This is a genomic window from Streptomyces sp. NPDC058457, from assembly GCF_042720695.1.
GTDB lineage: Bacteria > Actinomycetota > Actinomycetes > Streptomycetales > Streptomycetaceae > Streptomyces.
This window is the reverse complement of sequence record NZ_JBHXLU010000131.1, coordinates 1-24,169: the sequence shown is the minus strand read 5'-3', so window position 1 is coordinate 24,169 and position 24,169 is coordinate 1. Positions and strand designations below refer to the sequence as shown.

20 protein-coding genes are annotated in these 24,169 nt (G+C 71.1%); 16 read left to right on the top strand and 4 right to left on the bottom strand.

From position 1 onward, the window contains the following. Positions 1-41: 41 nt before the first annotated feature. From ACFWPS_RS50350 to ACFWPS_RS50335, 4 genes are all read right to left on the bottom strand, one after another. Positions 42-2,426 (bottom strand): DUF3488 and DUF4129 domain-containing transglutaminase family protein, encoded by a 2,385-nt coding sequence (locus ACFWPS_RS50350; protein ID WP_383720199.1) that lies wholly within the window; start codon positions 2,424-2,426, stop codon positions 42-44. Then, a complete protein-coding gene (locus ACFWPS_RS50345) occupies positions 2,426-3,772 on the bottom strand; it encodes a DUF58 domain-containing protein (protein WP_383720197.1) in 1,347 nt (448 codons plus the stop codon). The genes ACFWPS_RS50350 and ACFWPS_RS50345 overlap by 1 nt, the downstream gene beginning before the upstream one ends. Next, positions 3,772-4,812 carry an AAA family ATPase gene (locus tag ACFWPS_RS50340; protein ID WP_383720194.1) on the bottom strand — a complete coding sequence of 347 codons (1,041 nt, stop codon included), beginning with the start codon at positions 4,810-4,812 and terminating at the stop codon, positions 3,772-3,774. The genes ACFWPS_RS50345 and ACFWPS_RS50340 overlap by 1 nt, the downstream gene beginning before the upstream one ends. A gap of 431 nt (positions 4,813-5,243) precedes the next feature. After that, a complete protein-coding gene (locus ACFWPS_RS50335) occupies positions 5,244-5,792 on the bottom strand; it encodes a beta-class carbonic anhydrase (RefSeq protein ID WP_383720191.1) in 549 nt (182 codons plus the stop codon). 354 nt (positions 5,793-6,146) lie between these two features. Here ACFWPS_RS50335 and rsmH point away from each other — a divergent pair, with 354 nt between their 5' ends. From rsmH to ACFWPS_RS50255, 16 genes are all read left to right on the top strand, one after another. Beyond that, entirely contained in the window at positions 6,147-7,103 is a 957-nt protein-coding gene (gene rsmH, locus ACFWPS_RS50330) for a 16S rRNA (cytosine(1402)-N(4))-methyltransferase RsmH (protein ID WP_383720189.1), read from the top strand. Between the two features lie 33 nt (positions 7,104-7,136). Then, a complete protein-coding gene (locus tag ACFWPS_RS50325) occupies positions 7,137-7,697 on the top strand; it encodes a septum formation initiator family protein (RefSeq protein WP_383720186.1) in 561 nt (186 codons plus the stop codon). A 5-nt stretch (positions 7,698-7,702) separates the two neighbouring features. Beyond that, on the top strand, positions 7,703-9,694 hold the full coding sequence (locus tag ACFWPS_RS50320; RefSeq protein ID WP_383720183.1) for a penicillin-binding transpeptidase domain-containing protein: 1,992 nt from the start codon (positions 7,703-7,705) through the stop codon (positions 9,692-9,694). A 177-nt stretch (positions 9,695-9,871) separates the two neighbouring features. Continuing rightward, entirely contained in the window at positions 9,872-11,392 is a 1,521-nt protein-coding gene (locus ACFWPS_RS50315) for a UDP-N-acetylmuramoyl-L-alanyl-D-glutamate--2,6-diaminopimelate ligase (RefSeq protein WP_383720180.1), read from the top strand. Positions 11,393-11,420: 28 nt separating this feature from the next. Then, positions 11,421-12,848, top strand: a complete 1,428-nt coding sequence (murF, locus tag ACFWPS_RS50310; RefSeq protein WP_383720177.1) for a UDP-N-acetylmuramoyl-tripeptide--D-alanyl-D-alanine ligase — start codon at positions 11,421-11,423, stop codon at positions 12,846-12,848. Beyond that, positions 12,848-13,918: a phospho-N-acetylmuramoyl-pentapeptide-transferase gene (mraY, locus tag ACFWPS_RS50305; protein WP_383720222.1), complete on the top strand. Its 1,071-nt coding sequence runs from the start codon at positions 12,848-12,850 to the stop codon at positions 13,916-13,918. The genes murF and mraY overlap by 1 nt, the downstream gene beginning before the upstream one ends. Beyond that, positions 13,900-15,318: a UDP-N-acetylmuramoyl-L-alanine--D-glutamate ligase gene (murD, locus tag ACFWPS_RS50300; RefSeq protein WP_383720174.1), complete on the top strand. Its 1,419-nt coding sequence runs from the start codon at positions 13,900-13,902 to the stop codon at positions 15,316-15,318. The genes mraY and murD overlap by 19 nt, the downstream gene beginning before the upstream one ends. Before the next feature lie 66 nt (positions 15,319-15,384). Further along, entirely contained in the window at positions 15,385-16,740 is a 1,356-nt protein-coding gene (gene ftsW, locus ACFWPS_RS50295; protein ID WP_383720172.1) for a putative lipid II flippase FtsW, read from the top strand. Positions 16,741-16,746: 6 nt separating this feature from the next. Further along, positions 16,747-17,835, top strand: a complete 1,089-nt coding sequence (murG, locus tag ACFWPS_RS50290; protein ID WP_383720170.1) for an undecaprenyldiphospho-muramoylpentapeptide beta-N-acetylglucosaminyltransferase — start codon at positions 16,747-16,749, stop codon at positions 17,833-17,835. A 29-nt stretch (positions 17,836-17,864) separates the two neighbouring features. Further along, on the top strand, positions 17,865-18,662 hold the full coding sequence (locus tag ACFWPS_RS50285; protein ID WP_383720219.1) for a cell division protein FtsQ/DivIB: 798 nt from the start codon (positions 17,865-17,867) through the stop codon (positions 18,660-18,662). 277 nt (positions 18,663-18,939) lie between these two features. Continuing rightward, positions 18,940-20,136, top strand: a complete 1,197-nt coding sequence (gene ftsZ / locus ACFWPS_RS50280; RefSeq protein ID WP_383720168.1) for a cell division protein FtsZ — start codon at positions 18,940-18,942, stop codon at positions 20,134-20,136. Positions 20,137-20,146: 10 nt separating this feature from the next. Then, positions 20,147-20,875, top strand: coding sequence for a peptidoglycan editing factor PgeF (gene pgeF, locus ACFWPS_RS50275; protein ID WP_383720165.1), 729 nt, complete (start codon positions 20,147-20,149; stop codon positions 20,873-20,875). Positions 20,876-20,881: 6 nt separating this feature from the next. Then, positions 20,882-21,601 carry a YggS family pyridoxal phosphate-dependent enzyme gene (locus tag ACFWPS_RS50270; protein WP_383720162.1) on the top strand — a complete coding sequence of 240 codons (720 nt, stop codon included), beginning with the start codon at positions 20,882-20,884 and terminating at the stop codon, positions 21,599-21,601. Between the two features lie 126 nt (positions 21,602-21,727). Further along, complete coding sequence (locus ACFWPS_RS50265; protein WP_383720159.1) at positions 21,728-22,369, top strand: cell division protein SepF; 642 nt, start codon at positions 21,728-21,730, stop codon at positions 22,367-22,369. Positions 22,370-22,420: 51 nt separating this feature from the next. Further along, positions 22,421-22,705: a YggT family protein gene (locus ACFWPS_RS50260; RefSeq protein ID WP_046729537.1), complete on the top strand. Its 285-nt coding sequence runs from the start codon at positions 22,421-22,423 to the stop codon at positions 22,703-22,705. Between the two features lie 56 nt (positions 22,706-22,761). Continuing rightward, positions 22,762-24,105, top strand: a complete 1,344-nt coding sequence (locus ACFWPS_RS50255) for a DivIVA domain-containing protein (protein WP_383720156.1) — start codon at positions 22,762-22,764, stop codon at positions 24,103-24,105. The last annotated feature ends 64 nt before the right edge of the window (positions 24,106-24,169 follow it).

Below are 24,169 nucleotides of genomic sequence, written 5' to 3'. Positions count from 1 at the left end.
GCAAGCGCCGGTAAGCGACCCACCCCCCCGCCCGGCCCCCGTCAGCCTTCCTGGCCCGACGGCTTGCGCAGGGTCGGCCAGGCCGACGCCACCCGCTCCCGCAGCCGGGCCCACCCCGTCGATGCCGCCCACACCGCGCGCACGGCCGACCGCGGAGCGAACAGCGCCCGCACCCGCGAGGGGACACCGACCGTGCCGTTGAACGCGGCCGTCACCCTGCGGACATCGTCCGCGAGGCCGGCCGTCGGCCGCGGCCGTGGCGCGTACAGCACCTGTTCGACCGCGTCCGCCACCCGGTGCACCGAGGCCCCGGCGGCCGGATCCAGACCGCCGAGCCGGACGATCCGGGCGGCCGCGTTGCGCGGGGTCTGCGAGTCGTCCGGCAGGATGCCGAAGTCCCAGGCGGTGTCGGTGAGTTCCAGCCAGACCGCCAGCGTGTGCGCGGCCACGCCCGCGGGCGTGCGGTCGTAGGCCCCGAGCCGGCGGGCACGTGCCTGCTGCCGGTACAGCATCGGCGACAGCGGCAGCGCCACCACGACGAGGCCGCCGAGCGACCACAGGGCCAGCTGCCACCACGGCGGCCCGCCGTCGCCGCTCTGCACCGCGGCCGCCGCGGACGGGCTGGAGCAGGCGTCCTGCTTGCGCAGCTGCGCCGGGCAGCTCTCGCTCTGCGAGGCCGAGGCGGACGGCGCCGTCGAGGCGCCCTTGGAGGGCAGGGTCTGGTCCGGCACGGAAGAGCCGGGCGTGTCCGACACCGTGTACGAGGGCGTCGTGCCCCGGGTCGGGGTCGGCTCGAAGCGGGTCCAGCCCACGCCCTCGAAGTACAGCTCCGGCCAGGCGTGCGCGTCCTTCAGGCCCACCGACACCGTGCCGTCGGCCTGCGGGGTGCCCGGCGCGAAGCCCACCGCGACCCGGGCCGGGATCCCCAGCGTCCGGGCCATCGCGGCCATCGCGAAGGAGAAGTGCACACAGAAACCGCGCTTCTGCTTCAGGAAGTTCGCGATCGCGCCCTCGCCCCGGCCGACCTCCACCTGGGTGTCGTACTGGAAGCCGCCCGTCACCGCGAAGTAGTCCTGGAGCTTGACCGCCTCCTCGTAGTGGTTGGTCGAGCCGGCGGTGACCTCCTTCGCCGTCCGCGCCACCACCGACGGCAGCGAGGAGGGCACCTTGGTGTAGTCCTTCCTCATCGCCGCCGAGGCCTCGGGCGCCGCGGCCAGCTGCTCCGCCGTCGGCTGCACGTCCAGGCTGGTGACCTGGTAGGTCTCACCGCGCGTGTTCTGCCCGTGGTCGCCGACGAGGGTCATCCCGACCGGCTCGTAGCGCCAGGTGCCGGCCACCTTCACCCCGCTCGGCGGGTACGGCATCGGCAGCCAGTCCTGGGCGTACCAGCCGGCGGCCGAGATCGTCGACTTCACCGTCGTCCGCCGGACGTCGCCGCTCAGCCCGGCCGGGGTCGGGAACGTGTTCGGCACGCCGGTGATGTGCCGCTGGGCCGGCTTCCAGGTGGTGCCGTCGAAGTCGTCCAGGGAGACGATCCGCAGATACAGGTCGGAGACGTCGTCGCTGCTGGTCCGCACGGACAGCACCTGACGGTCCTCGTCCACGTTGAGGCTGTCCCGCAGCGACACCAGCGGGTTGACCGCGGAGATCGTGCCGCCGTTCCCGTCGCCCACGCCGACACCGGCCCCGGTGCCGTCCAGCAGGCCGCCCTGGATCGAGGGCATCGCGAACGGCACGAACAGCGCGACGCTCAGCACGGCGAAGCCGATCCGGCGCCCGGTGCGCACCGGGGCCACCGCGCTGCTCTCCTGGGCACCCGGGGTGCGCGCGGCCCCGCCGAACACCCGGCCCCACTGGGACAGCCGGTCCCGGCCCTCGGCGAGCAGCAGCATCAGATAGCCGGCCGCCGCGACCAGGAACCACAGCCAGTCGGTCGGCCCGTCGGACAGGCCCGCCGCCACCGAGTACAGCGCGAGCAGCGGCAGCCCGGCCGGGGCCGCGCTGCGGAAGGTCACCGCGAGGGTGTCCACGACCAGCCCGACGACCAGCACCCCGCCGACGACCATCAGCCGGATGCCGGGCGTCAGCGGCGCGGGTATCGCATACCGGCTGACGTCGTCCGAGCCCTGCTGGAGCAGGTCACCGAAGTACCGGAAGGTGTCCGGGCCGGGGATCACCCCGGCGATCGCGTGCGTCCGGGCGAAGGCCACGGTCAGCATCAGCAACGTGACCAGGGCCTGCGCGGCCACGGTCAGCGGCCGGGCCAGCGGCACTCGCCGGGCGGCCGCGCCCACGCCCGTCTGGACCGCCACCAGGAACGCCGCCTGGAACAGCCAGGTCATCGGGGAGACCAGCGGCAGCAGGGCACAGGACGCCATCAGCGTCGCCGCCGCCGCGGTGAGGGCGAGCCGGGCCCGTCCGCTCATCACCGGGCCTCCCCGCTCAGCGCGGCCAGCCCGGTGCGCTCCCGGTCGGCCTGCCGCCACAGCTCGGCCAGTGCGGCGGCACGCGGCACGCTGACGGCCGTCCAGCCGGCCTCGCGCAGCATCCGCAGCCGCTCCTCGTGCGCGTTGCCGGGCGCGGGCACGTCGCTCGGCTCCCGGACCCAGGTGTCCGGGTCCAGCACGAAGGCGACGGCACCGCCGCTACGCTGGCGCATCTTCGCGGCCACCGTCGCCTGCTCCTCGTCGAGGTCGCCGAGGAAGGCCATCAGCAGCCCCTCGTTCCCGCCGCGCAGCACGTCGTAGGCCCGGGACAGGCCCGTGCCGTCCGAGTGGTCGATCACGGCCAGGGTGTCCATCATCAGCCCGGCCGCCTCCGCCGACTCGTGGCCGGAGCCCGCGAAGCCGTCGGCGCCCTCGCCCGGCACCGAGCTGCCGGTGTCCGTCAACAGCCGGACCGAGAAGCCGCGTTCGAGCATGTGGACCAGGACCGAGGCGGCACCGGACACCGCCCATTCGAACGCCGAGTCGGGACCCGCGCCCTCGTAGGCGAGGCCCCGGGTGTCAAGGAGGACCGTGCAGCGGGCACGCTGCGGCTGCTCCTCGCGGCGCACCATCAGCTCGCCGTAGCGGGCGGTGGAGCGCCAGTGCACCCGGCGCAGGTCGTCGCCGTAGCGGTAGCCGCGCGGGATCACGTCGTCCTCGCCGGCCAGGGCCAGTGAGCGCTGCCGCCCGTCGCCGTACCCCCTCGCCTCGCCGCTGAGCCGGATCGGCGGCAGCGGCTCCACCTTCGGGATGACGGTGAGGGTGTCGAACGTCGAGAAGGAACGGGTCAGTTCGCACATGCCGAACGGGTCGGTCAGGCGCAGCTGGAGCGGGCCCAGCGGATAGCGGCCGCGCAGGTCCGAGCGGACCCGGTAGGACACCTCGCGGCGGCCGCCCGGCTCCACCCGGTCCAGGACGAAACGCGGGCGCGGGCCGAGGACGTAGGGCACCCGGTCCTGGAGCATCAGCAGGCCGGTGGGCAGCCGCGAGACGTTGTCCATCCGCAGATGGACCCGGGCCTCGCTGCCGGCCGGCACCCGCGCGGGGGAGAGCCGGCGGCTGCCGGCCACCCGGTAGCGGGTGCGGTAGAGCACGGCGGCGCAGATCAGCGGCAGCACGGCGAGCAGCAGCCCGACCCGGCGCAGATCGGCCTGGCCGAGTACGTACGCGCAGATCACCGCCGCGATGCCGGCCGCGAGAAAGGAGCGGCCGCGGGTGGTCAGCCCGGCCAGGGCCGTGCGCATCCCGCCCGTCTCCTCGCGGTCGGCCTCCGCCGGGGCGCCCATCACAGACTCCGCGGGGGCTGCTGGGGATAGGCCGGCACACCCCGGCCCAGACCGCCGAAGCCGGCCTGCTGCTGGGGGGCCGCGGGCACCGGGGTCGACTGCAGGATCTCCTGGACGACCTGCTCCGCGGTGCGCCGGTTGAGCTGGGCCTGGGCGGTGGGCAGCAGCCGGTGGGCCAGCACCGCGACGGCGAGCGCCTGCACGTCGTCCGGCAGCGCGTACTCCCGGCCGCTCAGGGCCGCGGACGCCTTCGCCGCGCGCAGCAGGTGCAGCGTGGCGCGCGGGGAGGCGCCGAGTCTGAGGTCGGGGTGGGTGCGGGTGGCGGCGACCAGGTCCACCGTGTACCGCCGGACCGGGTCGGCGACGTGGACCCCGCGCACGGCCTCGATCAGCTTCACGACGTCATGGGCGTGCGCCACCGGCTGGAGGTCCTCCAGGGGGCTCACCCCGCCGTGGATGTCGAGCATCTGCAACTCGGCCTCCACACTGGGGTAGCCGACCGACACGCGGGCCATGAAGCGGTCGCGCTGGGCCTCGGGCAGCGGGTAGGTGCCCTCCATCTCGACCGGGTTCTGGGTGGCCACCACCATGAACGGGCTGGGCAGTTCATAGGTCTGCCCGTCGATGGTGACCTGCCGCTCCTCCATCGACTCCAGCAGCGCGGACTGGGTCTTCGGCGAGGCGCGGTTGATCTCGTCGCCGATCACGATCTGGGCGAAGATGGCGCCCGGTTTGAACTCGAAGTCCCGGCGCTGCTGGTCCCAGATGGACACGCCGGTGATGTCCGACGGCAGCAGGTCGGGCGTGAACTGGATACGCCGCACCGTGCAGTCGATGGACCGTGCCAACGCCTTCGCCAGCATCGTCTTGCCCACGCCCGGGACGTCCTCGATCAGAAGATGTCCCTCGGCGAGCAGCACGGTCAGCGAAAGCCGTACGACCTCGGGCTTGCCCTCGATCACACCCTCCACCGAACTGCGGACCCGCTCCACAGTCGCGGTCAGATCAGTGAGGCTCGCTCGATCGTCATAGGTCGTCACCCGGCCCTCCTCGGCCCGTCATTGCCCGGGCCGGCGCTCCGTCTGGCATAACCGGCCCACCCCGATTCACGGACACCACGCGTGAATGGTTCCGCGCGACGTCTCACACCGCATTCTTGCTGCCGTTACCGATTCGTGTCACTCGCCTGTGGACAACTGCCCGCACTATGTCGGCCTTAGGGGCTTTCGACCGCCTATTCGACAGCGGGCAGACAGCTTACGGCGGGCGTGTTCCGGGGTGCGCGGTCCGGTCGACGGGCCGAGGCGACCGGACCGGCGCGCGGCGGCGGGTGGCGACGCGGGGCGACACGGTCCGCCGGACGCGGGGCGAGGCGGACGGGGCGAGGGGCAGCCGGGCCGGCGGGCGGCGGCCGGTCTGCCCGGCTGCCCCCGGAGTCGATTCCGGGGCGGGCAGCCGGGCCGGGGGCCGGTCAGGCCGGGTCGACCTCGCGGAGGAGGCCGGTGCGGACGTCGAAGACGAAGCCGCGTACGTCGTCGGTGTACAGGAGGAACGGCGAGGTGCGCACCCGCTGCATGGACTGCCGTACGTCCTGGTCGACGTCCCGGAAGGACTCCACCGCCCAGGCCGGGCGCTGGCCGACCTCCATCTCCAGCTCGGTGCGGAAGTCCTCCGTGAGGGCTTCCAGACCGCAGCCGGTGTGGTGGATCAGCACGATGCTGCGGGTGCCGAGCTTGCGCTGGCTGATGGTGAGCGAGCGGATCACGTCGTCGGTGACCACACCGCCGGCGTTGCGGATGGTGTGGCAGTCGCCGAGCTCCAGGCCGAGCGCGGCGTGCAGGTCGAGGCGGGCGTCCATGCAGGCCACCACGGCCACGTGCAGCACGGGCCGGGCGTCCATGCCGGGGTCGGTGAAGGCACCTGCGTAGGTCCGGTTGGCGTCGACCAGGCGATCCGTCACGGTGCCGTCCGTGGTTATGGCGCCTTCGGATCCAGTGGAAGCTGCTGCGGAAGTCGTCATAGTCACGACGGTACTGGTCACGGGTGGTCACGGCCTGCTGTGAGAGGGGACAAAGAACGTCATCGTGGCTTGTTGTGAGCTAACCCACACGGAGGGCAAAACAGGGCTGCCCGGGTGATTCCCGGTGAATCCCGCCCCGGCCGGGACGCCGTACGCGCCGTGCAGGCCGGTTGATTGACCGCGCGACACGGTGGACTAAAGTGACGCGAAGCGGGAGGCGAGGCTCTCCCCGCTGGTGAAATCCCCTGGAGACCCCGGCACGGCGCCCGGGCCGTCTCCCCACGTGCGCGGTGCGCGTACCGAGCGGGCGGGGACCCGGCGGTGCGTCCCCCGTGCCGGAACTGAGAGGCCCCCTTGAGCCAGAGTCGACACGTCCCGGTGATGCTCCAGCGGTGCCTGGACCTGCTGGCGCCCGCCCTGGAGCGGCCGGGCAGCGTGGTCGTCGACTGCACCCTCGGCCTCGGCGGCCACAGCGAGGCGCTGCTGACCCGCTTTCCGGAGGCCCGCCTGGTCGCCCTGGACCGCGACAAGGAGGCCCTGCGCCTGTCCGGCGAGCGGCTCGCCCCCTTCGGCGAGCGCGCCACCCTGGTGCACGCCGTCTACGACGAACTGCCCGACGTACTCGAACGCCTCGGCATCGCGCGCGTGCAGGGCGTGCTCTTCGACCTCGGCGTCTCCTCCATGCAACTCGACGAGGCCGACCGGGGCTTCGCCTACGCCCAGGACGCCCCCCTGGACATGCGCATGGACCAGACGACCGGCATCAGCGCCGCCGAGGTCCTCAACACCTACCCGGCCGGCGACCTCGTCCGGATCCTGTTCGCGTACGGCGAGGAGAAGCAGGCCAAGCGGATCGTCTCGGCGATCGTCCGGGAGCGCGAGAAGCAGCCGTTCAGCAACAGCGCCCGGCTCGTCGAGCTGATCCGGGACTCGCTGCCGCAGGCCGCCAAGCGCACCGGCGGCAACCCGGCCAAGCGCACCTTCCAGGCGCTGCGCATCGAGGTCAACGGCGAACTGGCCGTCCTGGAAAGGGCGATCCCGGCCGCCGTGAAGGCCCTCGCGGTCGGCGGCCGGATCGCCGTGCTGTCGTACCACTCGCTCGAAGACCGCCTCGTCAAGCAGGTGTTCGCGGCCGGCGCCGCCACCACCGCGCCGGCCGGGCTGCCGGTCGTGCCCGAGCAGTACCAGCCCCGGCTCAAGCTGCTCACGCGCGGTGCCGAACTTCCCACCGAGGAAGAGGTCGCCGAGAACCGCCGGGCCGCGCCGGCGCGTCTTCGGGGAGCCCAGCGCATCAGGGAGGAAGCCGAGTGAGCGAGCGGGGTTTCCGGACCCACCGGAGGACACGTGAGTAGGAAACCCGAGCTGCGGGGGCGGGCGGCCCGGCTCGCCCGGCTCTTTCCGGCCGGGCGTGCCAACCAGGCCGCCCGCACCCCGTTCGTCCTGCTCGTCGTGCTGCTCCTCAGCGGCGGCCTGATCGGCCTGCTGGTGCTGAACTCGGCGCTCAGCGAGGGCTCGTTCAAACTCGACGACCTGCAGAAGCAGACCAAGAACCTCACCGACGAGGAACAGGCCCTGCAGCGGGACATCGACGCCTACTCCGCCCCCGACGCCCTCCAGCGCCGGGCCCGCGAGCTCGGCATGGTCCCCGGCGGCGACCCGGCCTTCCTCGACCCGGACGGCACCGTCAAGGGGGTCCCCGGCCCCGCCGCCCTCCGGCAGACCACCGTGCCCCTCGCCCCCGAGGCCATCGGCACGCAGTCCGCCGCCGCGGCGACGCCGACCGGGTCCGCGCCGGTGGCCGCACCGGCAGCCACGCCGGTCACCACCCCGGTCGCCACCCCCGTGACGACCCCGACGCCGGCACGCACGCCCGCGACGACCCCGACCCCGACCCCCGGCAGGTGACGGAAGTGCCAGACACTTCTGGAGACAGGCAGCCGCCGCGCCGCCGTGTGCCCGGCCCCGCCAAGCCGCCCCGCCCCCGGGACCCCAGGGGTACCGTCCGGAGCCGGTCCGGCCCCGGTCCCGGTGCCCGCCCGGTCCGCCGCCCGAGCGGCCCGCGCCCCCCGGTCGCACCCGCCCTGCGGCTCGGCAGCCCCCGCCCCCGGCTGCGCATGGTCGGCCTCGCCCTGGCCCTGGTGCTGATGGTCTTCGTCGGACGCCTGCTCCAGGTCCAGGCCGTCGACGCCAGCGCGTACGCGGCGAAGGCCGAGCAGAACCGGTACGTCGTGCACACCCTGGCCGCCGAGCGCGGCGGGATCACCGACCGCAACGGCGTGGCGCTGGCGATCAGCGAGGACGCGTACGACATCACCGCCGACCCCACGATGTTCGCCGGCAAGCAGCTCAAGGTGGACGACGGGCCCGAGCAGGCCGCCGCGCTGCTCGCCCCGATCCTCGGCAGGAACCAGGCCGACCTCGTCAAGCTGCTGCGGCCGAAGAACAAGGACCTGCGCTACGTCCGGCTCGCCACCCGGCAGACCCCGCAGGTCTGGAAGCAGATCAAGGACCTGAAGGCCGCGCTCACCACCAAGGCCGAGACCGACAGCAGCACCGTCAACGTGCTGGCCGGCGTCTTCGCCGACCCGAGCAGCCAGCGCGTGTACCCGAACGGCGACCTGGCCGCCGGGATACTGGGCTGGGTCAACGCCGAGGGCAAGGGCGGCGGCGGCATCGAGCAGCAGCTCGACAAGGAGCTGACCGGCAAGGACGGCAAGATCCGCTACGCCCAGTCCGGCGGCCGCGAGGTGCCCACCGCGGGTTCCACCGAGACCCCGGCCGTGGCCGGCTCCGACGTCGAGCTGACCATCGACCGTGACATCCAGTGGGCCGCGCAGAACGCCATCACCGAGCAGGTCAAGAAGTCCAAGGCGGACCGCGGCTATGTGGTCGTCCAGGACACCAGGACCGGCCAGATCCTGGCCATGGCCAACTCGCCCGGCTTCGACCCGAACGACCTGTCGACGGCCGACTCCGCCGACATGGGCAACGCGGCCCTCCAGGACGCCTACGAGCCCGGCTCCACGGCCAAGGTGATGTCGATGGCGGCCGTCCTGGAGCAGAACGCCGCCACCCCGCTCACGCACGTGGTGGTGCCCAACCGGCTGCACCGCGGCGACCGGCTCTTCAAGGACGACGTCGACCACGCGACCTGGTACCTCACGCTCAACGGCGTGCTCGCCAAGTCCAGCAACATCGGCACCATCCTCGCCGCCGGCCAGCTCGGCAAGACCCAGGAACAGGCCAACCAGGTCCTCTACTCGTACCTGCGCAAGTTCGGCATCGGCAGCTACTCCGGGCTCGACTTCCCCGGCGAGACCAAGGGCATCCTGGCCTCGCCGAACAAGTGGTCGACATCGCAGCAGTACACGATTCCTTTCGGCCAGGGCTTCTCCATCAACGCCATGCAGGCGGCCTCCGTCTACTCGACCATCGCCAACGGCGGGGTCCGCGTCGACCCGACCCTGGTGCGCGGCACCAAGGGCGCCGACGGCCGCTACACCCCGGCCGCCCAGCCCAAGAAGACCCGTGTGATCAGTGCGAAGACGGCCAGGACGCTCGCCGAGATGCTGGAGTCCGTCGTGGACGACGAGCAGGGCACCGGCGCCAAGGCGGCCATTCCCGGCTACAACGTCGCCGGCAAGACCGGCACCGCCAACCGAGTGGATCCGGCCACCGGCAGGTACCGCGGCTACACCTCGTCGTTCGCCGGGTTCGCACCCGCCGACAAGCCGCGCATCACCGTCTACTGCGCCATCCAGAACGCCACCGCCGGCAGCTACTTCGGCGGCCAGATCTGCGGCCCGATCTACAAGCAGGTGATGGAGTTCGCCCTCAAGACCCTCCAGATCCCGCCGACCGGCGCCAAGGCGGCCGACCTGCCCGTCGACTACAAGCCCTGATCAGCACCTCAGCACTTCGCACAGACCACCAGGAACGAGCTCGTGACAACGATCACCCCCGATCCCGGGAACCACGGGACCCCGCGCCCCTCGCTTCGCTCCGGAGCGGGTGCGCCCGGTACGCTCACCGCCGTGCCACACGCTGATCAGTCCCAAATCACCCAGAAGGGCGCTTCCGTGACACATCCGGGGCCGCCCAGGCCGGTTCGGACCTCCGCCACACCCCTCGCGGAACTCGCCGGCCAGCTGGGTGCCGCCGAACCGGACAGCAGCGCCGAGGTCACGGGCATCACCCATGACTCGCGCGCGGTCCGCCCCGGCGACCTGTACGCCGCCCTGCCGGGCGCCCGGCTGCACGGCGCCGACTTCGTCGCCCAGGCCGCCGGCCTCGGCGCGGTCGCCGTGCTGACCGACCCGACGGGCGCCGAGCGCGCCGCCGCGACCGGCCTGCCGGTCCTGGTCGTCGACGACCCGCGCGCGCGGATGGGCGAACTCGCGGCCACCATCTACGGCCGTCCCGGCGGCGACCTGCTCCAGATCGGCATCACCGGCACGTCCGGGAAGACCACCACGGCGTACCTGGTCGAGGGCGGCCTGAGAACCGTCAGGTCCACCGGCCTGATCGGCACGGTCGAGACGCGCATCGGCGACGAGCGCATCAAGTCCGAGCGCACCACCCCCGAGGCCACCGACCTCCAGGCCCTGTTCGCCGTGATGCGCGAGCGCGGGGTCGAGGCGGTCGCCATGGAGGTCTCCAGCCACGCCCTGGTCCTCGGCCGGGTCGACGGCTGCGTCTTCGACATCGCCGTCTTCACCAACCTCAGCCCGGAACACATGGAGTTCCACTCCGACATGGAGGACTACTACCGGGCCAAGGCACAGCTGTTCACCCCGAAACGCAGCAGACGGGGGGTGGTCAACGTCGACGACGAGTACGGCCGCCGGCTCGCCCGGGAGGCTTCCGTCCCGGTCGTCACCTACTCCGCCGAGGGCCACCCGGACGCCGACTGGCGGGCCACCGACGTCCATATCGGACCGATGGACTCGACGTTCACCGTCACCGGGCCCGAGGGCGTCCGGATCGCCGCCAAGTCGCCGCTGCCGGGCCCCTTCAACGTGGCGAACACCCTCGCCGCGGTCGTCGCCCTCGCCGCCGCCGGGCTCGACCCGCAGACCGCCGCCGACGGCATCGCCGCAGTGCCGGGCGTCCCGGGCCGCCTGGAGCGCGTGGACGCCGGACAGCCCTACCTCGCGGTCGTCGACTACGCCCACAAGACGGACGCCGTCGAGTCGGTCCTCAGGGCCCTGCGCAAGGTCACCAAGGGCCGGCTGCTCGTCGTCCTGGGCTGCGGCGGCGACCGCGACCGCACCAAGCGCGCCCCGATGGGTGCCGCCGCGGCCCGGCTCGCCGACACGGCCGTACTGACCTCCGACAACCCCCGCTCCGAGGACCCCCTCGCCATCCTCGCCACCATGCTCGAAGGCGCCGCCTCGGTGCCCGCCCACGAGCGCGGCGAGGTACTCCTCTTCGAGGACCGGGCCGCCGCGATCGAAGCCGCCGTCGCCCGCGCGCACCCCGGCGACACCGTGCTGGTCGCCGGCAAGGGCCACGAGCAGGGCCAGGACATCGCCGGCGTGATCCGTCCCTTCGACGACCGTCAGGTCCTCCGCGAAGCCATCCAGAAAACCCAGGGATGAAAATCCAGAAGACCCAGGGGATGAACTTGTGATCGCCCTCTCTCTCGCCGAGATCGCAGCAGTCGTCGGCGGGCAGACGCACGACATACCGGATCCGTCCGTCCAGGTCACCGGGGAGGTCGTCCGGGACTCCCGCGAGGCGGGGCCGGGCAGCCTGTTCGCCGCCTTCGTGGGCGAGCGCGTGGACGGCCACGACTTCGCCGCCCAGGTCGTCGAGCAGGGCGCGGTCGCCGTACTGGCGTCGCGCCCCGTCGGCGTGCCCGCGATCGTCGTGGACGACGTCCGGACCGCTCTCGGCGCCCTCGCCCGCCATGTCGTACGACGGCTCGGCGCGACCCTCGTCGCCCTCACCGGCTCGGCCGGCAAGACCAGCACCAAGGACCTCATCGCCCAGGTGCTGCGCACCAAGGCGCCGACCGTGTTCACACCCGGCTCGCTCAACAACGAGATCGGGCTGCCGCTGACCGCCCTGTCCGCCACCGAGGAGACGAAGTTCCTGGTGCTGGAGATGGGCGCCCGCGGCATCGGCCACATCCGCTACCTCACCGATCTGACGCCCCCGAAGATCGGCCTGGTCCTCAACGTCGGCACCGCCCACATCGGCGAGTTCGGCGGCCGGGAGCAGATCGCCCAGGCGAAGGGCGAGTTGGTGGAGGCCCTGCCGGCGGCCGAGGACGGCGGCGCCGCGATCCTCAACGCGGACGATCCGCTGGTGCGGGCCATGGCCTCCCGTACCAAGGCGAAGGTGGTCCTTTTCGGAGAGTCGGCCGAAGCGGACGTACGGGCCGAGAACGTACGACTCACGGACACGGGACAGCCCGCGTTCAGCCTTCACACACCCTCCGGTGCAAGCGATGTGACCATGCGCCTGTACGGTGAGCACCACGTGTCGAACGCGCTCGCCGCGGCCGCCGTCGCCCATGAGCTGGGCATGTCCGCGGAAGAGATCGCGCTCGCGCTCTCCGAGGCGGGCTCCCTCTCCCGCTGGCGTATGGAGGTCACCGAGCGCCCGGACGGCGTGACCATCGTCAACGACGCCTACAACGCCAACCCCGAGTCCATGCGAGCCGCGCTGCGCGCGCTCGCGGCCATGGGCACAGCCTCACAGGCAAAGGGGGGACGCACGTGGGCGGTGCTCGGCAAGATGGCCGAGCTCGGGGACGAGGCGCTCGCCGAGCACGACGCGGTCGGACGGCTCGCCGTCCGGCTCAATGTCGGCAAGCTCGTCGCCGTCGGGGGAGTGGAAGCCTCCTGGCTGCAACTGGGCGCATACAACGAGGGTTCGTGGGGTGAGGAGTCGGTGCACGTGTCCGACGCACAGGCGGCGATCGACCTGTTGCGCAGCGAGTTGCGCCCGGGGGACGTCGTACTCGTGAAGGCGTCCCGGTCGGTGGGCCTGGAGAGTGTTGCGCAGGCGCTCCTGGAGTCCGGTGCCGAGGGTGTTGATGCCCGATGATGAAGCAGATCCTCTTCTCGGGCGTCATCGGTCTCTTCCTGACCCTGGTGGGTACCCCGCTGCTGATCAAGCTCCTCGCCCGCAAGGGCTACGGCCAGTACATCCGTGACGACGGCCCGCGCGAGCACGCCAGCAAGCGCGGTACGCCGACGATGGGCGGTATCGCCTTCATCTTCGCGACGGTCGCCGCCTACTTCCTGTCCAAGGTGATCACCGGCTACACCCCGACCTACTCGGGCGTGCTGGTGCTCGGCCTGATGTGCGGCATGGGCCTGGTCGGCTTCCTGGACGACTACATCAAGATCGTCAAGCGGCGCTCGCTGGGTCTGCGGGCCAAGGCGAAGATGGCCGGCCAGCTGATCGTCGGTATCTCCTTCGCCGTGCTGTCGCTGATGTTCGCCGACGCCCGCGGCAATACCCCGGCCTCCACGAAGCTGTCCTTCATCACGGACTTCGGCTGGTCGCTCGGCCCGGTGCTGTTCGTGGTCTGGGCGCTGTTCATGATCCTCGCGATGTCCAACGGCGTGAACCTGACGGACGGTCTGGACGGCTTGGCCACTGGCGCCTCCGTCCTTGTCTTCGGCGCCTACACGTTCATCGGCGTCTGGCAGTTCCAGGAGTCCTGCGCCAACGCGACGACCCTGACCAACCCGAACGCCTGCTACGAGGTACGCGACCCGCTGGACCTCGCGGTCATCGCCTCCGCGCTGATGGGTTCCTGCCTGGGCTTCCTGTGGTGGAACACCTCGCCGGCCAAGATCTTCATGGGCGACACCGGTTCGCTCGCGCTCGGCGGTGTCCTCACGGGCCTGGCGATCCTGTCCCGCACGGAGCTGCTGGTCGCCATCATGGGCGGCCTGTTCGTCCTCATCACCATGTCGGTCGTCATCCAGGTCGGCTCCTTCCGGCTGACCGGGAAGCGCGTCTTCCGGATGGCACCACTCCAGCATCACTTCGAACTCAAGGGCTGGTCCGAAGTCCTTGTGGTGGTCCGCTTCTGGATCATCCAGGGCATCTGTGTGATTGTCGGACTGGGCCTCTTCTATGCAGGATGGGCAGCGGACAAGTGACCGACTGGCAGGGCAAGCACGTCACCGTCGCCGGGCTCGGCGTCTCCGGTGTCCCGGCGGCCAAGGTGCTGCACGCGCGGGGCGCGATCGTCACGGTCGTCAACGACGGCGACGACGCACGCGCGCGTGAGCAGGCCGCCGAACTGGAGGCACTGGGGGTCACGGTACGACTCGGTGACGGCGCGACCCTGCCGGCAGGCACCGAACTCATCGTCACCGCGCCCGGCTGGAAGCCGGACAAGCCGCTGTTCCAGGCGGCCCGCGCGGCCGGCATCGAGATCTGGGGCGACGTCGAGCTGGCCTGGCGGCTCCGGGGCCCCGACGCGGCTCCCTGGCTCGCCGTCACCGGCACCAACGGCAAGACCACCACGGTCCAGATGCTGGCGTCGATCCTGAAGGCCGCGGGCCTGCGCACGGCCGCCGTCGGCAACATCGGCGTCTCGCTCCTCGACGCGGTCCTCGGGGACGAGGAGTACGACGTCCTCGCGGTGGAGCTGTCGAGCTACCAGCTGCACTGGGCACCCTCCCTGCGCGCCCACTCGGCGGCCGTGCTGAACCTCGCCCCCGACCACCTCGACTGGCACGGCTCCATGGAGGCGTACGCCAAGGACAAGGGCCGCGTCTACGAGGGCAACCGGGTCGCCTGCGTCTACAACGTCGCCGACAAGCTCACCGAGGAACTGGTGCGCGAGGCCGACGTCGAGGAGGGCTGCCGGGCCATCGGCTTCACCCTCGGCGCCCCGGGGCCCTCCCAACTCGGCGTCGTGGACGGCATCCTCGTGGACCGCGCCTTCGTCGAGAACCGGCAGAAGAACGCCCAGGAACTGGCCGAGGTCTCCGACGTCAACCCGCCCGCCCCGCACAACATCGCCAACGCCCTCGCCGCGGCGGCCCTCGCGCGCGCCTTCGGGGTGCCGCCCACGGCCGTACGGGACGGGCTGCGGAACTTCACCCCGGACGCCCACCGCATCGCGCACGTGGCCGACGTGGACGGGGTCGCGTACATCGACGACTCCAAGGCGACCAACACGCACGCGGCGGAAGCCTCGTTGGCGTCCTACGAGTCGATCGTGTGGATCGCGGGCGGTCTGGCGAAGGGGGCGACCTTCGACGAACTGGTCGCCAAGTCGGCAAAACGACTTCGCGGAGTGGTGCTCATCGGCGCCGATCGCGCCCTCATCCGGGACGCCCTCGCGCGACACGCGCCGGAAGTACCCGTCGTCGACCTCGACCGGACCGACACTGGGGCGATGCTCGCGGCGGTCCAGGAGGCGCGGCGACTCGCCGTCGCCGGAGACACGGTGCTCCTTGCACCCGCCTGTGCCTCCATGGACATGTTCGCCAACTACAACAAGCGCGGTGACGCGTTCGCCCAGGCTGTTCGCGAACTCGGCGCCTGACCCGGCCGCCTGCCGGGCGACCTTGGGAGGGACGCGTGGGACGGTCGACGTTCAGCGGAGGCGTTGATGCCCGGTAGCCGCACCGGCCGGCCGCCCGTACAGCGAGCGGTCCGGCGGCCCGCCGCGCCCCGGGCCTCGCGCGAGAACCCGCTGCGGCGGCTCTACACGCGCGCCCAGCGGGCCTGGGACCGGCCGCTGACCGCGTACTACCTGATCCTCGGCGGCAGTCTGCTCATCATCGTGCTGGGTCTTGTGATGGTCTACTCGGCCTCCCAGATCACCGCGCTGCAGATGTCGCTGCCGGGCTCGTTCTTCTTCCGCAAACAGTTCCTGGCCGCCTCCATCGGCGGCGTACTGCTGCTCGTCGCGTCCCGCATGCCGGTGAAACTCCATCGGGCGCTCGCCTACCCGATCCTCGCCGGAGCCGTCTTCATGATGGCGCTCGTACAGGTGCCGGGGATAGGCATGTCGGTCAACGGCAACCAGAACTGGATCTCCCTCGGCGGCTCCTTCCAGATCCAGCCCAGCGAGTTCGGCAAGCTCGCCCTGGTGCTGTGGGGCGCCGACCTGATGGCCCGCAAGCAGGAGAGGCGGCTGCTGACCCAGTGGAAGCACATGCTGGTGCCGCTCGTTCCGGTGAGCTTCCTGCTGCTCGGGCTGATCATGCTCGGCGGCGACATGGGCACGGCGATCATCCTGACCGCGATCCTGTTCGGCCTGCTGTGGCTGGCGGGGGCGCCTACCCGGCTGTTCGCCGGTGTGCTGTCCATCGCGGGCGTGCTCGGGTTCATCCTCATCAAGACCAGCCCGAACCGGATGGCCCGGCTCGCCTGCATCGGCGCCACCGAACCGAAGACCGGCGTCGCCGACTGCTGGCAGGCGGTTCATGGCATCTACGCCCTGGCCAGCGGCGGGCTCTTCGGATCCGGACTCGGTGCGAGTGTGGAAAAATGGGGGCAACTCCCCGAAGCCCACACCGACTTCATCTTCGCCGTCACCGGTGAGGAACTGGGCCTGGCGGGGACGCTGTCGGTACTGGCCCTCTTCGCGGCTCTAGGCTATGCGGGTATCCGCGTGGCCGGATGCACGGAGGACCCCTTCGTGAGGTACGCCGCGGGAGGCGTGACCACCTGGATCACCGCCCAGGCGGTGATCAACATCGGTGCGGTGCTCGGCCTGCTGCCGATCGCCGGCGTCCCCCTCCCGCTGTTCTCCTACGGAGGCTCCGCCCTGCTGCCGACCATGTTCGCCATCGGGCTGCTGATCGCCTTCGCACGCGACGAGCCCGCTGCGCGGGCGGCGCTCGCGATGCGGCAACCTCGCTTTGGTAGAAAGCGGGGAGCCCGGGGCCCTCAGGGGCCTCGGAGATGGAACACGATGCGACGGCGCGCCTCGGCGGCGCGCTCGTCCGGAGAGCGGTGAATTTCGGTGCATGTCGTACTCGCTGGTGGGGGGACCGCCGGCCACATCGAGCCCGCGCTCGCCCTCGCGGACGCCCTGCGCAGGCAGGACCCCACCGTGGGGATCACGGCCCTGGGCACGGAGCGCGGCCTGGAGACCAAGCTGGTCCCGGAACGCGGCTATGAGCTCGCACTGATCCCGGCGGTGCCGCTGCCCCGCAAGCCCACCCCCGAGCTCATCACCGTCCCGGGCCGGCTGCGCGGCACCATCAAGGCGGCCGAGCAGATCCTGGAGCGCACCAAGGCGGACTGCGTCGTCGGCTTCGGCGGCTATGTCGCCCTGCCCGGCTACCTCGCCGCCAAGCGCCTCGGCGTGCCGATCGTGATCCACGAGGCCAACGCCCGCCCCGGCCTCGCCAACAAGATCGGCTCCCGGTACGCCGCCAAGGTCGCCGTCTCCACCCCGGACAGCAAGCTGCGCGACGCCCGCTACATCGGCATCCCGCTGCGCCGCTCCATCTCCCTCCTGGACCGCGCCGCGGCCCGCCCCGAGGCCCGCCACCGCTTCGGCCTCGATCCCAACCTGCCCACCCTGCTGGTCTCCGGCGGCTCCCAGGGCGCCCGCCGCCTCAACGAGGTCATCCAGCAGGTCGCGCCCTGGCTCCAGCAGGCCGGCATCCAGATCCTGCACGCGGTCGGCCCGAAGAACGAACTGCCGCAGGTGCACCAGATGCCGGGAATGCCCCCCTATATCCCGGTAAGTTACCTGGACCGGATGGACCTCGCGTACGCCGCGGCCGACATGATGCTCTGCCGCGCGGGCGCGATGACCGTCGCCGAACTCTCCGCCGTGGGGCTCCCGGCCGCCTACGTCCCGCTGCCCATCGGCAACGGCGAACAGCGGCTGAACGCCCAGCCGGTGGTCAAGGCCGGCGGCGGCCTCCTGGTCGACGACGCGGAACTCACCCCGGAGTGGGTGCAGCAGAACGTCCTGCCCGTGCTCGCCGACCCGCACCGGCTGTACGAGATGTCCCGCGCGGCAAGCGAGTTCGGCCGCCGGGACGCCGACGACCTGCTCGCCGGCATGGTGTACGAGGCGATCGCCTCAAGCCGGTAGGACCGTACGACGAAAGGCAAGTGAGCAGCGTGGCCGGACCGACCACCACCGCCGAACGCGGTGAACGCCAGCAGGGGTCGTCCGGCCCGCCGCTCGTCCGGCGGCTGCGGAACCGCCGCTTTCGCAGGACCGTCGTCCTGGCGCTGTGCGTACTGCTCCTCGGGTCCGGCTCCGTCTGGCTGCTGTACGGCTCCCCCTGGCTGCGCGTGCGCCATGTCTCCGTGTCCGGTACGGCCGTTCTGACGCCCGAGCAGGTTCTCGAGGCGGCTGACGTCCCGGTCGGGGCGCCGATGGTGTCCGTCGACACCGACGGGATCGAGGCCCGGCTGCGCCGGAAACTGCCCCGCATCGACGTGGTGGACGTCGTCCGTTCCTGGCCCCGTGGAATCGGGCTGAAAGTAATCGAGCGCACTCCGGTGCTGCTCATCGAAAAGGGTGGAAAGTTCACCGAAGTGGACAGGAAAGGCGTCCGGTTCGCCACGGTTTCGCAGGCACCGAAAGGCGTACCGGCGCTGGAATTGAGTCTCGCCCGGTCGGGTTCGGCCACCGCGAGCCTGCGCCGGTTCGGCACCGAGCGACTGGTGCGGGAGGCGGTCGAGGTCGCACGTGCCATTCCGGCCGCCGTCCGCCGGGACACCCGGACCCTCAAGGTCCGTTCCTACGACGACATCTCGCTGGAGTTGAGCGGCGGCCGCGTCGTCGAGTGGGGAAGTGCCGAGAGCGGCGCCGCCAAGGCGCGCACGCTCACCGCACTCATGAAAGCCGCCTCAGGGGCCCGGCACTTCGACGTAAGCGTTCCCACCGCCCCTGCGTCATCAGCGAGTTGACGCACATCAGCGCAGGCCAGCACCCTGGTTGGGCAGCGCTATGCCTGATCACATAGGGTGAAAAGAAAAACGGGAGGTTCGGCGTGTTCGTTGAACGCGCGCCACTTGTCGACTTAGTGTCCTGTTCAGAAGACTCCAGGGAACAGACACACTGGTAACCCTAAACTTCAACGTTAGGGTTCGGGTCGGCGCTACGGACCGTCCCAATCGGCATCTGCCGTCCCGTGCGGGCCCCGCACGTGGACGGCAACGTAATTCGAGGCGAGAGGCCTTCGACGTGGCAGCACCGCAGAACTACCTCGCAGTCATCAAGGTCATCGGTGTCGGCGGCGGTGGTGTCAATGCCATCAACCGGATGATCGAGGTCGGTCTCAAGGGCGTCGAGTTCATCGCCATCAACACCGACGCACAGGCGCTGTTGATGAGCGACGCCGACGTCAAGCTCGACGTCGGCCGTGAACTCACCCGTGGACTCGGCGCCGGCGCCAACCCGGCCGTCGGCCGCAAGGCCGCCGAGGACCACCGTGAGGAGATCGAGGAGGTCCTCAAGGGGGCCGACATGGTCTTCGTGACGGCCGGCGAAGGCGGCGGCACCGGCACCGGCGGTGCGCCCGTCGTGGCCAACATCGCGCGCTCGCTGGGCGCCCTCACCATCGGCGTGGTCACCCGCCCCTTCACCTTCGAGGGCCGGCGCCGCGCCAACCAGGCCGAGGACGGCATCGCCGAACTCCGCGAAGAGGTCGACACCCTCATCGTCATCCCGAACGACCGGCTGCTGTCCATCTCGGACCGCCAGGTCTCGGTGCTCGACGCGTTCAAGTCGGCCGACCAGGTCCTGCTCTCCGGTGTCCAGGGCATCACCGACCTCATCACCACCCCCGGCCTGATCAACCTCGACTTCGCCGACGTCAAGTCGGTCATGTCCGAGGCCGGTTCGGCCCTCATGGGCATCGGCTCGGCCCGCGGCGACGACCGCGCGGTGGCCGCCGCCGAGATGGCGATCTCCTCGCCGCTCCTGGAGGCCTCCATCGACGGCGCCCGGGGCGTACTGCTCTCCATCTCGGGCGGCTCCGACCTCGGCCTGTTCGAGATCAACGAGGCCGCCCAGCTGGTCAGCGAGGCCGCTCACCCCGAGGCCAACATCATCTTCGGTGCGGTCATCGACGACGCCCTCGGTGACGAGGTCCGCGTCACGGTCATCGCGGCCGGCTTCGACGGGGGCCAGCCTCCGGCCCGCCGGGACAACGTCCTCGGCTCGTCCTCGGCCTCCGCCCGCCGCGACGAGCCCGCTCCGGCCCGCCGGGAGCCCGAGCGCCCCTCCTTCGGCTCGCTCGGCAGCGTGACCCCGAAGGAGGAGCCGGAGCCGGCGCCCGAGCCGATTGCCGACATCCCGGTCGCCCCGCCGGTCCCGCCGTCCCGTTCCTACACGGACAGCGCGGCCGAGGAGCTGGACGTACCGGACTTCCTCAAGTGATCCTTACGACGTGATAGGACAGCGCGAGACCGTGAGCGGCGCGCACTTCGCCTTCACCGACAGGTGGGGCGGGGTGAGCGCCGCTCCGTACGAGGATCTCAACCTGGGCGGGGCGGTCGGCGACGTTCCCGACGTGGTACGGACCAACCGGGAACTCGCCGCCAAGTCGCTCGGTCTGGACCCCGGCCGGGTGGTCTGGATGAACCAGGTCCACGGCAACGACGTGGCCGAGGTCGAGGGGCCGTGGACCACCCGGCGCACGCCCGGGGTGGACGGCCTGGTGACCGCGGCCCGGGGGCTCGCCCTCGCCGTCCTCACCGCCGACTGCGTGCCGGTCCTGCTGGCCGACCCGGTCGCCAAGGTGGTCGCGGCCGCCCACGCCGGCCGGCCGGGCATGGTGAAGGGGATCGTGCCCGCAGCGATCGACGCCATGGAGTCGCTCGGCGCCGACCCGGCCCGGATCGTCGCCCGCACCGGACCCGCCGTCTGCGGCCGGTGCTACGAGGTGCCGGAGGCGATGCGCGCCGAGGTGGCCGCCGTGGAGCCGACGGCGCATGCGGAGACCAGCTGGGGCACTCCCGCGGTCGACGTGAGCGCCGGAGTGCACGCACAGCTCGCGCGTGCCGGGGTGCTCGACCGGGAGCAGTCGCCGGTGTGCACGCTGGAGTCGGGCGATCACTTCTCGTACCGCCGGGACCGCACCACCGGGCGGCTCGCCGGCTATGTGTGGCTGGACTGATGGGACATGACGGACCGTAATACCGAACTCTCCGCAAACCTGGCGAAAGTCGAGGAGCGCATCGCGGCCGCCTGTGTGGCGGCCGGCCGCAAGCGGGAGGAGGTGACCCTGATCGTGGTCACCAAGACCTATCCGGCGAGCGACGTGCGGATCCTGTCGGGGCTCGGGGTGCGCCATGTCGCCGAGAACCGGGACCAGGACGCGGCCCCCAAGGCCGCCGAATGTGCGGATCTGCCCCTTACTTGGCACTTTGTCGGGCAATTGCAGACCAACAAAGTGCGATCCGTGGTGGCTTATGCGGATCTCGTGCAGTCCGTCGATCGTTCCAGGCTCGTGGACGCCCTGTCCAAGGAGGCGGTGCGGGCCGGTCGCGAGGTCGGCTGTCTCCTCCAGGTCGCGCTCGACGCGGGCGCGAGCGAAAGAGGGGAGCGTGGTGGCGTGGCGCCGGGCGGAATCGAAGAGTTGGCCGCCCTTGTCGCCGGATCGCCGGGACTGCGGCTCGACGGCCTCATGACCGTCGCTCCGCTCACCGGGGAGTACGCGGGGCGCCAAGGCGCGGCGTTCGAGCGGTTGATGGATTTGTCGACTGACCTGCGCCGGGCCCATCCGGCTGCGAACATGGTCTCCGCAGGGATGAGTGCGGACCTTGAGGAAGCCGTGGCCGCCGGGGCGACACATGTACGCGTCGGCACCGCGGTACTCGGAGTCCGCCCCAGGCTCGGGTAACGTCGCCAAGAAGTCGGACCACAGCAGAAAATATGGTCAATGTCGCCCAAAGTGGGCACAACGGCCGCGTGGATCGCGGGACTTGGCAGTCGTCACCGATCCACCACAGAGCGGAGGACTCAGAGCATGGCCGGCGCGATGCGCAAGATGGCGGTCTACCTCGGCCTCGTGGAGGACGATGGGTACGACGGCCGCGGATTCGACCCTGATGACGACTTCGAGCCCGAACTGGACCCGGAGCCCGAGCGGGACCATCGACGGCACGAGCCGTCGCACCAGTCCCATGGTTCACACCAGTCCCAAAGGGACGATTCGGTACGAGTGGTGCATCCTTCGCCTCCGCGCGAACCGGTGTCCCATGCCGCCTCGCTCCCCGCGGAATCGGGACGCCCGGCGCGCATCGCCCCCGTGGCGTCCATCACACAAGAACGCGCAAGCCTGGAGAAGAACGCACCGGTGATCATGCCCAAGGTCGTGTCGGAACGAGAGCCTTACCGGATCACCACGCTTCACCCCCGGACCTACAACGAGGCCCGTACCATCGGGGAACACTTCCGTGAGGGCACCCCGGTGATCATGAATCTGACTGAGATGGATGACACAGACGCGAAGCGACTTGTCGACTTTGCGGCTGGTTTGGTGTTTGGTCTTCACGGCAGCATCGAGCGGGTGACGCAGAAGGTGTTCCTGTTGTCGCCTGCTAACGTCGATGTCACGGCGGAGGACAAGGCCCGCATCGCAGAGGGCGGGTTCTTCAACCAGAGCTGAGACGCAAGACCGGTACAAGGCACGTAACAGGGGAGAGGGAAAGCACGAACCATGAGCGTGTTTCTGGATGTGATCTACATCGCGCTGATGTGCTTCCTCATCGTGCTCATCTTCCGGTTGGTCATGGACTACGTGTTCCAGTTCGCCCGCTCATGGCAACCCGGCAAGGCGATGGTGGTCGTACTTGAGGCCACCTACACTGTCACCGATCCACCGCTCAAGCTTCTGCGGCGGTTCATCCCGCCGCTGCGTCTCGGGGGCGTGGCGCTCGACCTGTCCTTCTTCGTGCTGATGATCATCGTCTACATCCTGATTGCGATCGTTGGTCGGCTGTGATGAGCGATGTGACCTACCGTCTTGCCGAACGCCGACGACTACGTTGAGGTGAAGAGATGCCGTTGACCCCCGAGGACGTGCGGAACAAGCAGTTCACGACCGTCCGCCTCCGAGAAGGCTATGACGAGGACGAGGTCGATGCCTTCCTCGATGAGGTCGAAGCCGAACTGACGCGCCTGCTCCGCGAGAACGAGGACCTGCGCGCCAAGCTGGCCGCGGCCACGCGTGCTGCTGCCCAGAACCAGCAGAACATGCGCAAGCCTCCGGAGCCGCAGGACCAGCAGCAGGGTATGCCGCAGGGCGGTATGCCGCAGCAGGGTATGCCGCAGGGCGGCATGCCGCAGCAGGGTATGCCCCAGGGCGGGATGCCTCAGCAGGGTGGAATGCCCCAGCAAGGCATGCGAGGCCCCGGCGCTCCGGTGCCCGCCGGCATATCGGGCCCGCCGCAGCAGCAGATGGGTGGCCCCATGGGCGGTCCCCCGCAGCTGCCGAGCGGCGCCCCGCAGCTGCCGGCCGGTCCCAGTGGCCAGGGCGGTCCGCAGGGTCCCGGTCCGATGGGCCAGGGGCCGATGGGTCCCGGTCAGATGGGCCAGGGGCCGATGGGCCAGGGTCAGATGGGCCAGGGTCCGATGGGTCAGGGTCCGATGGGTCAGGGCATGGGTCAGGGCATGGGCCAGGGTCCCGGTCCGATGGGTCAGGGCATGGGCCCGATGGGCGGCCAGCCCCCCATGCAGCAGCAGATGGGTGGCCCGATGGGCGGCCCCATGGGCGGTCCGATGGGCGGCCCCGGTCAGGGCCCCGGTGGCGACAGCGCTGCCCGTGTCCTCTCGCTGGCCCAGCAGACCGCCGACCAGGCGATCGCCGAGGCCCGCTCCGAGGCCAACAAGATCGTCGGCGAGGCCCGCAGCCGCGCCGAGGGTCTTGAGCGTGACGCCCGTGCCAAGGCCGACGCGCTGGAGCGGGACGCGCAGGAGAAGCACCGTGTCGCCATGGGCTCCCTGGAGTCCGCGCGCGCCACGCTGGAGCGCAAGGTCGAGGACCTGCGCGGCTTCGAGCGCGAGTACCGCACGCGTCTGAAGTCGTACCTGGAGTCCCAGCTGCGTCAGCTGGAGACCCAGGCCGACGACTCCCTGGCGCCGCCGCGCACCCCGGCCGCAGCCTCCCTCCCGCCGTCCCCGGCGCCCTCCATGGCCCCGGCCGGCGCGAGCGCCCCGTCCTACGGCGGCAACCCGCCGATGGGCGGCGCCCCGTCCCCCGCTGCCCCGTCCTACGGCGGCCAGCAGCAGATGACGCCGGCGATGACCCAGCCGATGGCACCGGTACGCCCGCAGGGCCCGTCCCCGATGGGCCAGGCGCCGTCCCCGATGCGCGGCTTCCTCATCGACGAGGACGACAACTGACGGCGGCCGCGTAGTACGGCGTAGCGTCGGCAAGGCGTTCAAAAGGGCGGGGCCCCGGATTTCG

Bases quoted from the DNA above. Each gene is read 5' to 3' on its own strand.
- ACFWPS_RS50350 (WP_383720199.1), bottom strand. From the start codon at position 2,426: ATGAGCGGACGGGCCCGGCTCGCCCTCACCGCGGCGGCGGCGACGCTG.
- ACFWPS_RS50345 (WP_383720197.1), bottom strand. From the start codon at position 3,772: ATGGGCGCCCCGGCGGAGGCCGACCGCGAGGAGACGGGCGGGATGCGC.
- ACFWPS_RS50335 (WP_383720191.1), bottom strand. From the start codon at position 5,792: ATGACGACTTCCGCAGCAGCTTCCACTGGATCCGAAGGCGCCATAACC.
- mraY (WP_383720222.1), top strand. From the start codon at position 12,848: ATGAAGCAGATCCTCTTCTCGGGCGTCATCGGTCTCTTCCTGACCCTG.
- murD (WP_383720174.1), top strand. From the start codon at position 13,900: ATGGGCAGCGGACAAGTGACCGACTGGCAGGGCAAGCACGTCACCGTC.
- ftsW (WP_383720172.1), top strand. From the start codon at position 15,385: ATGCCCGGTAGCCGCACCGGCCGGCCGCCCGTACAGCGAGCGGTCCGG.
- ACFWPS_RS50270 (WP_383720162.1), top strand. From the start codon at position 20,882: ATGACGGACCGTAATACCGAACTCTCCGCAAACCTGGCGAAAGTCGAG.
- ACFWPS_RS50265 (WP_383720159.1), top strand. From the start codon at position 21,728: ATGGCCGGCGCGATGCGCAAGATGGCGGTCTACCTCGGCCTCGTGGAG.
- ACFWPS_RS50260 (WP_046729537.1), top strand. From the start codon at position 22,421: ATGAGCGTGTTTCTGGATGTGATCTACATCGCGCTGATGTGCTTCCTC.
- ACFWPS_RS50255 (WP_383720156.1), top strand. From the start codon at position 22,762: ATGCCGTTGACCCCCGAGGACGTGCGGAACAAGCAGTTCACGACCGTC.